This is a genomic window from Streptomyces sp. B21-083, assembly GCF_036898825.1.
In the GTDB taxonomy this organism is placed as follows: domain Bacteria; phylum Actinomycetota; class Actinomycetes; order Streptomycetales; family Streptomycetaceae; genus Streptomyces.
The window spans coordinates 3,302,617-3,315,601 of record NZ_JARUND010000001.1; the positions used below are offsets into that span (position 1 = coordinate 3,302,617).

General features: G+C 71.2%; 9 protein-coding genes. 3 read left to right on the forward strand and 6 right to left on the reverse strand.

Translation table 11 applies throughout. The features are described from left to right. Positions 1 to 214: 214 nt before the first annotated feature. Positions 215 to 580, reverse strand: a complete 366-nt coding sequence (locus QA861_RS14710; RefSeq protein WP_334588773.1) for an MGMT family protein — start codon at positions 578 to 580, stop codon at positions 215 to 217. 185 nt (positions 581 to 765) lie between these two features. On the opposite strand from QA861_RS14710, the gene QA861_RS14715 reads away from it, so the two are divergent. The 3 genes from QA861_RS14715 (at position 766) to QA861_RS14725 (ending at position 6,815) form a co-directional block, all read left to right on the forward strand. Next, positions 766 to 3,504, forward strand: coding sequence for a lysylphosphatidylglycerol synthase domain-containing protein (locus QA861_RS14715; protein WP_334588774.1), 2,739 nt, complete (start codon positions 766 to 768; stop codon positions 3,502 to 3,504). A gap of 98 nt (positions 3,505 to 3,602) precedes the next feature. Next, complete coding sequence (locus tag QA861_RS14720) at positions 3,603 to 5,153, forward strand: alpha/beta hydrolase (RefSeq protein ID WP_334588775.1); 1,551 nt, start codon at positions 3,603 to 3,605, stop codon at positions 5,151 to 5,153. 114 nt (positions 5,154 to 5,267) lie between these two features. Next, positions 5,268 to 6,815 (forward strand): alpha/beta fold hydrolase, encoded by a 1,548-nt coding sequence (locus QA861_RS14725; RefSeq protein ID WP_334588776.1) that lies wholly within the window; start codon positions 5,268 to 5,270, stop codon positions 6,813 to 6,815. A gap of 80 nt (positions 6,816 to 6,895) precedes the next feature. Here the strand turns inward: QA861_RS14725 and moeZ are convergent, their stop codons facing one another. From moeZ to QA861_RS14750, 5 genes are all read right to left on the reverse strand, one after another. Then, positions 6,896 to 8,074: an adenylyltransferase/sulfurtransferase MoeZ gene (gene moeZ, locus QA861_RS14730; RefSeq protein WP_334588777.1), complete on the reverse strand. Its 1,179-nt coding sequence runs from the start codon at positions 8,072 to 8,074 to the stop codon at positions 6,896 to 6,898. Positions 8,075 to 8,137: 63 nt separating this feature from the next. Next, entirely contained in the window at positions 8,138 to 8,887 is a 750-nt protein-coding gene (locus tag QA861_RS14735; RefSeq protein ID WP_334588778.1) for a spherulation-specific family 4 protein, read from the reverse strand. Then, complete coding sequence (locus tag QA861_RS14740; protein ID WP_334588779.1) at positions 8,875 to 9,834, reverse strand: NAD-dependent epimerase/dehydratase family protein; 960 nt, start codon at positions 9,832 to 9,834, stop codon at positions 8,875 to 8,877. Before QA861_RS14740 ends, QA861_RS14735 begins: the two co-directional genes overlap by 13 nt. Before the next feature lie 142 nt (positions 9,835 to 9,976). Beyond that, a complete protein-coding gene (locus QA861_RS14745; RefSeq protein ID WP_334588780.1) occupies positions 9,977 to 11,236 on the reverse strand; it encodes a hypothetical protein in 1,260 nt (419 codons plus the stop codon). Further along, positions 11,233 to 12,957 carry a DUF3492 domain-containing protein gene (locus tag QA861_RS14750; RefSeq protein WP_334590557.1) on the reverse strand — a complete coding sequence of 575 codons (1,725 nt, stop codon included), beginning with the start codon at positions 12,955 to 12,957 and terminating at the stop codon, positions 11,233 to 11,235. Before QA861_RS14750 ends, QA861_RS14745 begins: the two co-directional genes overlap by 4 nt. Positions 12,958 to 12,985 lie beyond the last annotated feature (28 nt).

A 12,985-nucleotide genomic window follows, 5' to 3' on the forward strand; every position in this document is an offset into this window, starting at 1 on the left:
CCGCGTGGAGGACGGTGGCCGGGGGGTGAGGGGGGTGGGTGCTGCCGACGGTACGCCGACAGGCGGTTCGGAAGCAGGACTTCCGCTTGTTCCCACCCGCCCCGAGCGTCACCCGGGCCCCTCGCCCCACGAACGTACGCCATGGCACGGACGTGCCCGGTTTACCCCGTACGGGCCACAGGTCCCCCTGATGCCCGCCCGATGGCGGAAGCTGTCAGGTGTGACCCTCCGCCCGCCCGCCGCCGTCCCACCGCGCCCGTCTCATGTCGAGGCGCGGCAGATGCCCTTCGGCGGCCCTGCTCGCCTCCTTCAGGGGCGTGCCCTCCGAGCGGTAGTGGTCGAGGGCCGCCAGTTCGTGGCCCGGGAGCAGCACACCGTCGGCGCGGACGACCCGCCACCACGGAACAGCCCCTCCGTAGAGGGCCATCACGCGTCCGACCTGGCGCGGTCCGCCCTCCTCCAGCCACTCGGCCACATCGCCATACGTCATGACACGCCCGGGCGGGATCAGCTCAGCGGCCTCCAAGGCCCGCTCGGCGTACTCCGGCAGGGCGTCCGCCGGAAGGCTCTCGTCGCTCATCCGGCCCATCCTGCCCCACCCCACCGACAATGTGACGAGGCGGCCACCGTGGGTGTCTCTCGCCCCGGAGCGGAGCTTGCGGCAGACTGTGCGCCCCCGCACCGCACCCTGATGCCCCTGTGTGTCAGTGGGGCATGCCACCATCGTGCGGGCGGTGACCGGTGATACGAGACCAAGAAGAGACCATGAACCAGCAGGGCGTGCATCCCGAAGGCGCGGAGGACACCTCTGAGGACTCGTCGCGCCCCGATGCGGACGGCACCGGCCACGAACACGAGCGGACACCGGCCGGGACGACCGCCGACTGTGTGGACGACGACGCCCATGCCGAGGAGGTCGAGGGCGACGAACCGCTGCTCCCCGCGCGCGTGCACCGCCCCTCCGATCTCATGCGACTCCTGGCGGGCGTCGTCGCGATCGTCGTCCTGCTCGCGATCGCCGCGTTCGCGCACGGCACCACCTCGGGGCTCGAACAGGACATCAACAAGGGCACCGGCCAGGCGCCCGACCTGCTGATCAAGATCGCGGGTCTGGCGTCGAGCATCGCGATCCTGCTGGTGCCGGTCGCCTTCGCGATCGAGCGGCTGATCAAGCGGGACGGCCTGCGCATCGCCGACGGTGTCCTCGCGGCAGTCCTCGCGCACGGGGTGACCCTCGCCACCGACCTGTGGGTGGCCAAGGCCGCCCCTGGCTCCATCCAGGAGGCGCTGACCCAGCCCTCTCCCGGCGACATCCACGCCCTCACCGACCCTGTGCACGGCTACCTCGCGCCGGTCATCGCGTACATGACGGCCGTCGGCATGTCCCGTCGGCCACGCTGGCGCGCCGTGCTGTGGGTGGTGCTGCTGCTCGACGCCTTCTCGATGCTGGTCACCGGCTACACGACACCGTTCTCGATCATCCTGACGGTGCTGATCGGCTGGTCGGTGGCGTACGGAACGCTGTACGCGGTCGGCTCACCGAACGTGCGTCCTACCGGGCGCAACCTGATGGCGGGACTGCGGCACGTCGGTTTCCGCCCGGTGAGCGCGGCCCGTGAGGAGGTGCCGGAGACGGCGGACAGCGGTGACCGCGGCCGGCGCTACTTCGTCACCCTGGAGGACGGCCCCCCGCTGGACGTCACCGTGGTCGACCGCGAGCAACAGGCGCAGCACTTCTTCTACCGCATGTGGCGCAACATCACGTTGCGCGGTCTGGCCACCCGCAGCAGTCTCCAGTCGCTGCGCCAGGCGCTGGAGCAGGAGGCTCTCCTCGCGTACGCGGCGATCGCCGCCGGGGCCAACGCGCCCAAGCTGATCGCGACCTCGGAGCTCGGCCCCGACGCCGTGATGCTCGTCTACGAGCACACCGGTGGTCACACACTCGACTCCCTGGACGACGAGGACATCACCGACGAGTTGCTGCGCAACACCTGGCACCAGGTGAAGGCCCTGCAGTCGCGGCGCATCGCGCATCGCAGGCTCGTCGGCGAGGCGATTCTGGTGGATCGTTCCGGCAAGGTGATCCTCACCGACCTCCGGGTCGGCGAGATCGCGGCCGGGGACCTGTTGCTGCGCATGGACATCGCCCAGCTGGTGTCGACGCTGGGCCTGCGTGTGGGCGCCGAACGCGCTGTGGCGTCCGCGGTCGGCGTGCTCGGCCCGGACGCGGTGGCGGACTGTCTGCCGATGCTCCAGCCCATCGCGCTGTCGCGCTCCACGCGCGCGACGCTGCGCAAACTCGCCCGCGAGCGTGCCCAGCGTCAGCGCGAGGCGGTCCTGGAGGCGTCCCAGCAGGCCAGGCAGGACCGGCTGGAGGCAGCCCACCACACGGACACCGGGCCCGTCGTCCTGGAGAAGCCCGACAAGAAGGCGGTACGCGCGGAGAAGCAGGCCGAGAAGCGGGCCATCGACGAGGCGTTGGAGGGGGCCCGCGAGGAGGATCTGCTCACCCAGATCCGTCACCAGGTGCTGCTGATCAGACCGCAGGCACCGGTCGAACCGGCCCGGCTGGAACGGGTGAGACCGCGCACCCTGATCAGTTTCATCGCGGGCGCGTTCGGCGCGTACTTCCTGCTCACCCAGCTCACCCACATCGAGTTCGCCACTCTGATCGACAACGCCGAGTGGGGCTGGGTCATCGCGGCCGTCCTGTTCTCGGCGCTGAGTTACTTCGCCGCGGCGATGAGTCTGCTCGGGTTCGTCCCGGAGCGGGTGCCGTTCATGCGGACCGTGGCCGCGCAGGTCGCCGGATCGTTCGTGAAGATCGTGGCACCCGCGGCGGTGGGCGGTGTCGCCCTCAACACACGTTTCCTGCAGCGCGCGGGCGTACGTCCCGGACTCGCGGTGGCCAGTGTCGGCGCGTCGCAGTTGTTCGGGCTCGGCTGCCACATCCTGATGCTGCTGTCGTTCGGCTATCTGACGGGCACCGAGAAGACGCCCTCCCTGTCGCCGTCCCGGACGGTCATCGCGGGCCTGCTGACGGTCGCGGTGCTCGTCCTCGTGGTGACCTCGGTGCCGTTCCTGCGGAAGTTCGTCGTCACGCGCGTGAGGTCGCTGTTCGCCGGTGTCGTACCGCGCATGCTGGACGTTCTCCAGCGGCCCCAGAAGCTGGTCACGGGTATCGGCGGCATGCTGTTGCTGACCGCGTGCTTCGTGATGTGCCTGGACGCGTCGATCCGCGCGTTCGGCGACGAGTCGACCTCACTCAGCCTCGCCAGCGTGGCCGTCGTCTTCCTCGCCGGCAACGCGTTGGGCTCCGCGGCCCCCACCCCCGGTGGTGTGGGCGCGGTCGAGGCGACCCTGACGGTCGGTCTGATCGCCGTCGGCCTCCCCAAGGAGGTCGCAGCCCCGGCCGTGCTCCTCTACCGGCTGCTGACCCTCTGGATCCCGGTGCTCCCGGGCTGGCTGTTCTTCAATCACCTGACGCGGAAGGGCTCCCTGTAGAGGACCCGGCCCGGGCCGGGTCCGCCTCCGCGCGGACGCGGTACCTCGTACGGCTCGCGCCCCGAGCGCACCACCGGGTACGACCGCAGGATGGGGGCATGCCCCACCCCTTCCGGCCGCGTGCCGCTGCCCTGACGGTCACCGCCCTGCTGCTGTCGTCCGTGATGGCGGGGTGCAGCGACGATTCCGGCTCCGCGGACGAGGACCTGTCGGTCCAGAAGCTGAGTTGGCGGGACTGTCCGGCGCCGTCCGAGTCGGAGGGAGGCGGTGAGGCGCCGTCGCCGCTTCCGGGAGGCGACGGCTGGCAGTGCGCCACCATGAAGGCACCCCTGGACTGGGCCGAGCCGAAGGGCGACACGATCGGGCTCGCGCTGATCCGGGCGAAGTCGAGCGGCGGCGCGAGCAGGCGTATCGGGTCCCTGATCTTCAACTTCGGCGGGCCCGGTGGCTCGGGAGTCGGCTCGCTCCCTGCCTTCGGTACGGACTACGCGACCCTGCGCCCGCGCTACGACCTGGTGAGTTTCGACCCTCGCGGGGTCGGCCGCAGCGCCGGCGTGCGATGCGAGGACAGCGAGCAGCTCGACGTGTACTTCCAGCAGGACGCGACGCCCGACGACGCCACCGAACGCGCCGAACTTCTGGACAACACCCGGAAGTTCAACGCCGCCTGCGAGAAGCACTCCACAAGGGTGCTCCCGCATGTCCGCACCACCGAAGCGGCCCGCGACATGGATCTGATGCGCCAGGTGCTCGGCGACGACAAGCTGCACTACTTCGGCATCTCGTACGGCACCGAACTCGGCGGCGTCTACGCACATCTGTTCCCCAAAAAGGTGGGCCGAGCCGTCTTCGACGCGGTCGTCGACCCGACCCAGACACCCGAACAGGGCTCACTCGGGCAGGCCAAGGGCTTCCAGCTCGCGCTCGGCAACTTCGCCGAGGACTGCACGTCCAAGACCGAGGACTGCCCGGTCGGCGACAAGGCACAGGACGTCGAGGACCGGATCAGCAAGCTCCTCAAGGATCTCGACACCAAGCCGATCCCCGGCATCTTCCCGCGCGAGCTGACCCAGAGCGCGGCGGCCAACGGCATCGCGCAGGCGCTGTACTCCCAGGAGTTCTGGCCCTACCTCACCAACGGCCTTGAACAGGCGTACGACGGTGACGGCACGGTTCTGATGCTGCTGTCCGACTCGATGAACGGGCGCAACCGGAACGGCGAGTACAGCAACATCACCGCGGCCAACATCGCCATCAACTGCTCCGACGCGAGGCCGCGTTACAGCGTCGCGGACGTCGAGTCGAGGCTGCCGGGGTTCCGCGCCGCCTCGCCCCTGTTCGGCGACTTCATGGCCTGGTCCATGGTCAGCTGTACCGACTGGGCGGTACGGGGCGCCGCCGACCACCCCGACGTCAGTGCCACGGGGTCGGCGCCGATCCTCGTCATCGGCAACACCGGCGACCCGGCCACGCCGTACGAGGGCGCCCGGAAAATGGTGAGGGCGCTGGGCGCGGGCGTGGGCGTCGAACTGACGTACAAGGGGCAGGGGCACGGCGCGTACGACAGCGGGAACCGATGTGTCCGCAAGGCGGTCAACGGCTATCTGCTGGACGGGAAGGTTCCGGCGACCGGGACCCTCTGCTCCTAGAAAGTGCAGGTCAGACGGTTATCCACAGGCTGATACGGCCTCGGCGTGATCCGCCTACTATGGCCGGACCGCCATCCGCTGATCCGAGCGGAGGCTCGCAGGGGGGAAGCACACATGCCTCGTTTCGTACGCTGGACGGCCGCTGCCGCCGCCGCACTGCTGGTGGCCGGCTGCGGCAGCGGCACATCCGACAGCGATGACGGCAAGGGGTCCGGCGCCGCCACGCCACCGTCGGCCACGTCCTCATCGCGGGCCGGGCCCGGGCTACCGGCCTCGCTGACCTCGCAGAAGCCCGACTGGGGCCGCTGCGAAGGCACGTCGGACTCCCCCACACCGGGCAGCGACTGGCAGTGCGCGACGATCAAGGTGCCACTGGACTACGCGAAGCCGGACGGCGGGACCATCGGTCTGGCACTCATCCGCGCCAAGGCCACCGGAGGCAGCCGCATCGGGTCCCTCCCGTTCAACTTCGGCGGACCCGGCCAGTCGGGCATCTCCGTGATGCCCTCGTACGCCGGCACGGTCTCCGAACTCCGCAGGCGCTACGACCTGGTGAGCTGGGACCCTCGCGGGGTCGGGGCCAGCGAAGGTGTGCGCTGCCGCGGCGACAAGGAGATCCAGGCCGCCGAGGCGGTGGACCCGTCGCCGGACGACGCCGCCGAGGAGAAGGCGTACCTCCAGGACGCGGCCGACTTCGGCAAGGGCTGCGCGAAGGCCGCCGGAAACCTCGTCGCCCATGTCTCGACGACCGACTCCGCCCGCGACATGGACCTGATGCGGCAGATCCTCGGCGACACGAAGACGCACTACTTCGGTATTTCGTACGGAACCGAACTCGGCGGTGTGTACGCCCACCTGTTCCCGAAGAACGTGGGTCGGCTGATCCTCGACGCCGTGGTCGACCCGAGCGCCGACATGGTGGGACACGCGAAGAACCAGGCCCGGGGCTTCCAGCGCGCCCTCGACGACTACCTGAAGTCGACGGGCCAGAACCCGGAGGAGGGTTCGCGGAAGATCTCGGCCCTGCTGAAACGGATCGACGCCGAGCCGCTGCCCACGTCCTCCGGCCGGAAGCTGACCCAGGGCCTGGCGCTCACCGGAGTCCTCGTACCGCTCTACAGCAAGCAGAGCTGGCCGGCACTGACCAGCGCACTGGACGCGGCCGAGCAGGGCGACGGATCGGACCTGCTGGCGCTCGCCGACGGCTACAACGACCGTGACGCGTCAGGCCACTACGGCACGACGACGCACGCCCAACGAGTCATATCGTGCTTGGACGACAAGCAGCGGCCGACCGCGGCGCAGACCAGGAAGCTGCTGCCCGAATTCCGGAAGATCTCGACCGTGTTCGGGGAGTACATGGGCTGGGACACGGCCGGCTGGTGCCACGACTGGCCGGTGGCCGGTCAGTACGACACACCGGAGGTCGGCGCGCCCGGCGCGGCGCCCGTCCTGGTGGTCGGCAACACCGGGGACCCGGCGACTCCGTACGAGGGCACGCGCAAGATGGCCGACGAGCTGGGCAAGGGCGTCGGCGTGGTGCTGACGTGGCAGGGCGAGGGGCACGGGGCGTACGGCAGTGGGAGCGACTGTGTCGATTCCACGGTGAACGCGTATCTGCTGGACGGGACGGTGCCGCGGGACGGCAAGGTCTGTTCATGACGGTGGCGGGTGCCCCGGGCACCTGTGGTGCGCGAGACCCCCGCCGGCCGAACACGACGAACGGGGTGGTGAACCGCGGGTCAGTACACCGGCTTGTGCGGCTCGATCTGGTTGACCCAGCCGATCACACCGCCGCCGACGTGGACCGCGTCCGAGAAGCCGGCGGACTTCAGGACCGCGAGGACCTCCGCACTGCGGACACCCGTCTTGCAGTGCAGGACGATCTTCTTGTCCTGCGGAAGTGTCGCCAGGGCGGTGCCCATGAGGAACTCGTTCTTCGGGATCAGCTTGGCGCCGGGGATCGAGACGATCTCGTACTCGTTGATCTCGCGGACGTCGATGATCTCGATGTTCTCGCCGTCGTCGATCCACTCCTTGAGCTGCTTGGGAGTGATCGTCGCGCCGGCCGCCGCCTGCTGGGCCTCCTCGGACACGACACCGCAGAAGGCCTCGTAGTCGATGAGCTCGGTGACGGTCGGGTTCTCACCGCAGACCGCGCAGTCGGGGTCCTTGCGGACCTTGACCTGGCGGTACTGCATCTCCAGGGCGTCGTAGATCATCAGACGGCCGACGAGAGGCTCGCCGATGCCCGCGAGGAGCTTGATGGCCTCGTTGACCTGGATGGAGCCGATGGACGCGCACAGCACGCCCAGGACGCCGCCCTCGGCGCAGGAGGGAACCATGCCGGGGGGCGGGGGCTCCGGGTAGAGGCAGCGGTAGCAGGGGCCGTGCTCGGACCAGAAGACGGAGGCCTGGCCGTCGAAGCGGTAGATCGAACCCCACACGTACGGCTTGTTCAGCAGCACGCACGCGTCGTTGACCAGGTAGCGGGTCGCGAAGTTGTCCGTGCCGTCGACGATCAGGTCGTACTGGCTGAAGATCTCCATCACGTTCTCGGCTTCGAGCCGCTCTTCGTGAAGGACCACGTCGACGTACGGGTTGATGCCCAGCACCGAGTCGCGGGCGGACTGGGCCTTGGAGCGGCCGATGTCCGCCTGGCTGTGGATGATCTGGCGCTGCAGGTTCGACTCGTCGACCTCGTCGAACTCCACGATGCCGAGCGTGCCCACGCCCGCCGCGGCCAGGTACATCAGCGCCGGCGAACCCAGGCCGCCGGCGCCCACACAGAGCACCTTGGCGTTCTTCAGCCGCTTCTGCCCGTCCATCCCGACATCGGGGATGATCAGGTGGCGGGAGTACCTGCGGACCTCGTCTACGGTGAGCTCGGCAGCGGGCTCAACCAGGGGTGGCAGCGACACGGGGACTCCGTTGGTCGGTCAATCACTACAGTTGTTCTCCCCGTAACACTGCCACGCCCTTCTTCATTCCGAGACACCCGTTCCGAGGCGCGAGACGATGTCGTCCCAGTAGCCGGGCATGGTCTCCCAGGGGTCGTCGCGGCCATCGCGGTGCGTGCGGTCGGTGAAGTAGATCGTGGCCGCGCCCTGCCAGCGGGCGATACGCAGCGCCTCGTCGAGATGGCCGAGCGGCAGTCCGTGCACGAAGTGGCAGAAGCGCTCGGGCGGATGGTCGGCGGTCCACTCGGCGACCTGCGACCAGCGGTAGTCACTCCAGTGGCCGGAGAACGTGACGAGTTGGTCAGCGAGCTCCGCGTAGTCCGGGTGCGGATGGGTGCCGTGGCCAAGGACGATGTGCGCGTCGCCGTCCGCCGCGCGGAGCGTGCCGACCATGCGCCGGATCTCCGGGAGCGCGGCGCGGTCGGTCGGACAGCGGTCCAGGAGGAAGCCGTCCGCCTTGTACCAGTCGCGGTATCGCTGCGCCTCTGCGCTCAGTTCACCGTGCGTGCGAGCCCCGTGAGCCGTGTCGAGGTGACCGAGGACACGGACACCCGCGTTGCGCAGGCGGCCGACGGCCTCCAGACAGTGCGGATCGGGGCGGCTTCCCGGGCCGTCGGCGACGCTGAGGACGACCCAGTGCAGGGGCGTGCCCGGTCGGGCGAGTTCACCCCACTCGGTCGGCGCGACGAGGGGATGCGCGAAGCCCGGGACGCCGAAGCCGGTGCGTACCCCGGTGCTCGCGGTGCCGGCCTTGGCGCTGGTCAGATGCGGCATGCCGCCTCCATCCAGATGTCGGCGAGGGACTCCTCCAGGTTGATCCGGGGGCGCCAGCCGAGCCGGTCGCGTGCGGTGCGTACATCGGCCTGCTGCCAGCTGCCGCAGCCGTCCGGGTACGGATACGCGACGGGGGCCGCGTGGTCCGGGTCGGGTCGGGGGTGGCCGATGGACGCCCTCAGGGGGCCGGGCGGGCCGTCGAGTTCGTGCAGCGCGCCGCCGTACCCGGCCACGCGGGCGAGGACGGACGCGGCGTCCCGCAGGCGCACGGCACGGCCGGAGCCGATGTTGATGACACCCTGCGCGGCCGAGAGCGACGCGGCGTGGACGGCGCGTGCGACGTCCCGTACGTCGATGAAGTCGCGCTGCGCGCCCAGGCCGCCGAGCTTGAGCTCGCCGTCGCCGGACTGCATCGCGCGGCGCATCGCCTCGGCGAGGCGACCGAGCGGGGAGCCGGCGGGCGTGCCGGGCCCGGCCGGCGAGAAGACGCGCAGGACGACGGCGTCGAGACCGGAACCCAGGACCAGTTCGGTGGCGGCGAGTTTGCTGACGCCGTACGGGCCGCCGGGGCGGGGGACGGCGTCCTCGGCCGTGGAGGAACCGGGCTGGCTGGGGCCGTACTCGGCGCCGCAGCCGAGCTGGACGAGACGGGCGCCGCAGCCGCTGCGCCGCAGTGCCTCGCAGACGGTGGCGACGGCGACGGTGTTGTGCCGGGTGAGTTCGCGGGCCCCGCCGCGGGTGGCGCCCGCGCAGTTGACGACCACTCCGGGGTGGACGGCGTCGAGGAAGCGGGTGAGTGCGCCGGGGCTGCCGGACGCCAGGTCGAACCGGACGTCGGCGTCGTCGCCGCGACCGAGGACGGTGAGTTGCACGGCCGGGTCGGCGAGCAGTCGGTCGGCGACGAAGCGGCCGAGGTAGCCGTTGGCTCCGATCAGCAGAACCCTCATCGGACGGCTCCCTCGGCGGATTCTCCGGCTCCGGGTCGGGAGGTGATCATCGGTGTACTCCTTCGGGGGTTACGGGTGTCGTTCGTGGTGGAGGGCCGGGCATCGCGGAAGCGGGCACCTGCCGTGGTCGTGGTCCGGGACGTCATCCGGCCTCACCCGGCATCGCGTGCGCCGACGCCCTGGTCAGCGTGCGGGTGGCGTGGAACAGGAGGACCAGGGCGGCCCCCGCGCAGGTCGCGGCCGGGATGCCCGCAGGACCCCAGGCGGCCACGACCGCGTCCACGGGGGCGGCCAGGAAGGCGCATCCGGGCAGATGCGACGCGAAGGCGGTGGCCAGGGCCGCCGTCTCCGTCGCGGTCGCCGCGCCGAGGACCACTGCCGGGGCGTGGGTGAAGCCGTGTGCCGTGAGGAGGCGGGCCAGCAGGAGCAGGGCACCGAGGCTGACCGTCGTGGTGTAGGCCGCCGGTTCGCGCAGGACCGTCGCGGAGAGCGCGACGAGCGTCGCCGACGCGCAGAGGAACAGCGCGAAGGCGCCCAGGAGGAGGGGTTTCACGGCTGCGGTGAAGTCCGCCAGGCCACGGCTGGCGGCCAGCTTGCGACGGGCTCCCGCCGCGAAGAGGTGGGCGCACCAGGCCGCCGGTGCACAGGCCAGCGTGAGGGCCAGTACAGGGGCGGTGGACAGGTTCCGGACGGCCGTCGGGAATCCACCGGGGCCGCCCGTCAGCGCGGCGGTGAGCAGGTCGTCGCCCAGGAGGGCGTACGCGAGGAGCCAGTAGGTCCACGCGCGCGTGAAGGGCGGGGTGTGGCTGCCGTACGTGCCGGGGAGCGCCGGGTGGGACCTCGGGCCCAGTGGCCCCCGGCCCAGTGCCGCGCGTACGGCGAATGTCACGGCCAGGGCGCCCAGCGTCGCCACGGCCAGCCGGACCCGGCCGCCGGTGAGGTGCAGGCCCGTCACCGTCGCCGCGCACAGGGCGCCCGGCAGCAGGGAGAGCAGGACCCAGTCGGCCCGGACGCGGGGTGCGGGCGTCGGGGTGGGCCGCGGTGCCGTTTCCGTTTCCCGGGAGACGCGGGCGTACAACTCCTCGGCCAGCGAGAACACGTCCCGGTGTCGGAAGCGGGCGGCCGTTCGGTCAGTCATGCCGTGGGCCTCCAGGCCGGCGGCGATCTCCAGGGGATCCACCGCCCGCTCGCACAGCTCACGGTGTCGGTGCATGAGCGCCTTCACGGGGTCTCCGGTCCCTCGGCGCGCGGCACGGGCGGCGGGTGTGGTCGTCTGCGTGTGCTCCCGCGTCTCCCGTACGTTCGTCTCGGCGGCGCCCGTGAGCCACTCCTCCGAGTTTTCGTCCCAGCCTCCGGGGCTGTCCGGTGTCCCGGGGCGGTCCAGTTCTCCCAGCTCGCTCATCGCACGCCCTCCCCGGCCGGTACGGGGGTCGCCTGTACCGGTGCGGAAGCGCGTCCTGTCGCCCAGCTGGGCCCGCCACGGGCCACCACGCCTATGCCGGCCTGCGTCCAGCGGCCGGCGACGTGGGCCTCCGCCGGGACGGCGAACGGGAGCGGTTCACCGGTGTGGTCGAGGACCACTCTGCTGACGGGACAGCGCGAGACGACCTCCAGGTAAATGCCGCGAAATGCCTCGACGTTCTGCTCGACGGTGAACAGTTCGAGGGCACGGGCGCGGGCGGCGGCGCCCAGGCGTTCGCGGCGCGCCGGGTCGCGCAGCAGCGCCACGCACGCCTCGGCGAGCGCCCGCGGGTTGCGCGGGGGCACCACGAGCCCCGTTCCACCGATGATCTCGACCACCGCACCCACGTCCGTCGACACGGTCGCCCGACCGCAGAACATGGCCTCGACCAGGCTGATCGGGAAGCCCTCGACGACGCTCGACAGAACGACGACCGCGCCCGCCCCGTACGCCTCAGTGAGGTTCGGCGCCTCGGGGCCGCCGATCTCCTCGAACGACACCGGGTTGTCGCCGACCGCGTGCATGCCTTCGGCCTCGTCGGGGAAGAGCTGCGCTGCCAGCGCCCGGCAGTGACCGAGATACGCCTCGCTCTCGGCTCCCGTGGCCGCGCCGATGACGCGCAGGCGGGTCTTCGGCTCCTCCTTGCGGACCTCCGCGAAGGCGTGCAGGAGGGAGATCAGGTCCTTGGCGGGCTCGATACGGCCGACCCAGATCAGCGTGTCGGGGTCCGCGGTCTCCGGTGACTCGCCCACTTCCGCGAAGTGGGACGCGTCCATGCCCGGGTACACGGTCCGCAGCTTCTCCCGGTCGGCCCCGCATCTCTCCTGCCAGCGGCGGGTGTGCGTGTTGCCGGGGGTGACGAGCGCGGCCCGCCGGTAGACCTCCGAGGCCAGATGGCCGTGAAAGGCCGCCAGCAGGGACCGTACGGCCGGGGCGCTGTCGTCGGCGCCCGAGGCCAGGTAGTGCGCCCGCAGCGGGACTCCGTACTCGGTGACCAGGAGCGGGACGCCGGAGAAGTGGTGGGCGAGCAGTCCGGGGAGTGCCGCCGGGCCGCCGGCCGCGGCGTGGCAGAGGTCGACCGAGCCGAGCCCGTCGTCCTCGTACCAGTCGAGCGAGAGGGGGCGCAGAGCGCGTTCCAGTTGCGCGGCGACGGTGAGCAGGTCCGGGACGCGCGCCTCGCGCGCCGCTCCCAGGGCGCCGGGCGCACGACAGGCGCGCTCCAGGGCGCGTACGGCGGCTTCGGAGCGCAGCGCTCCCACCAGTCCGCCCTCGTCCCGGGCGAGTTCGGCGAGCCCGTACAGCGCGCTGCCGAAACGGTCCGCCCCAGCGGTGGACGGGGCCGATCCGTCCGGCGCCCTCCGCGTGTCGGGCCCGCCGCACAGCGCCGCGGCCAACTCGCCGTAGGCCTCGGCGAACCGTCGGCGGGCGCGGCGGCCGTACACCACCCCGTCGTCCTCGGCCGTCCACAGTGGCGCGGTCCTCACCCGGCTGACCTGCGACGGGAGTTCGATCCAGCCCTCGTCCTCCTGCCGCTCACTGCGGCTGAGCGCGTAGATGTCGAACTCGTGTCCGTCGAGCCCGCGCACGAGCCGGTCGCACCAGAGTCTGGCGTCACCGCTCACATACGGATAGCCACCCTCCGTCAGCAGTCCGATGCGCACGAGCACACCCCCGATCTCCCTTGTGGGG

What these genes read in the sequence shown, in the direction of transcription:
- QA861_RS14710 (WP_334588773.1), bottom strand. Translation starts at nt 580, where the DNA reads ATGAGCGACGAGAGCCTTCCGGCGGACGCCCTGCCGGAGTACGCCGAG.
- QA861_RS14740 (WP_334588779.1), bottom strand. Translation starts at nt 9,834, where the DNA reads ATGAGGGTTCTGCTGATCGGAGCCAACGGCTACCTCGGCCGCTTCGTC.
- QA861_RS14735 (WP_334588778.1), bottom strand. Translation starts at nt 8,887, where the DNA reads ATGCCGCATCTGACCAGCGCCAAGGCCGGCACCGCGAGCACCGGGGTA.
- QA861_RS14715 (WP_334588774.1), top strand. Translation starts at nt 766, where the DNA reads ATGAACCAGCAGGGCGTGCATCCCGAAGGCGCGGAGGACACCTCTGAG.
- QA861_RS14745 (WP_334588780.1), bottom strand. Translation starts at nt 11,236, where the DNA reads ATGAGCGAGCTGGGAGAACTGGACCGCCCCGGGACACCGGACAGCCCC.
- QA861_RS14720 (WP_334588775.1), top strand. Translation starts at nt 3,603, where the DNA reads ATGCCCCACCCCTTCCGGCCGCGTGCCGCTGCCCTGACGGTCACCGCC.
- QA861_RS14725 (WP_334588776.1), top strand. Translation starts at nt 5,268, where the DNA reads ATGCCTCGTTTCGTACGCTGGACGGCCGCTGCCGCCGCCGCACTGCTG.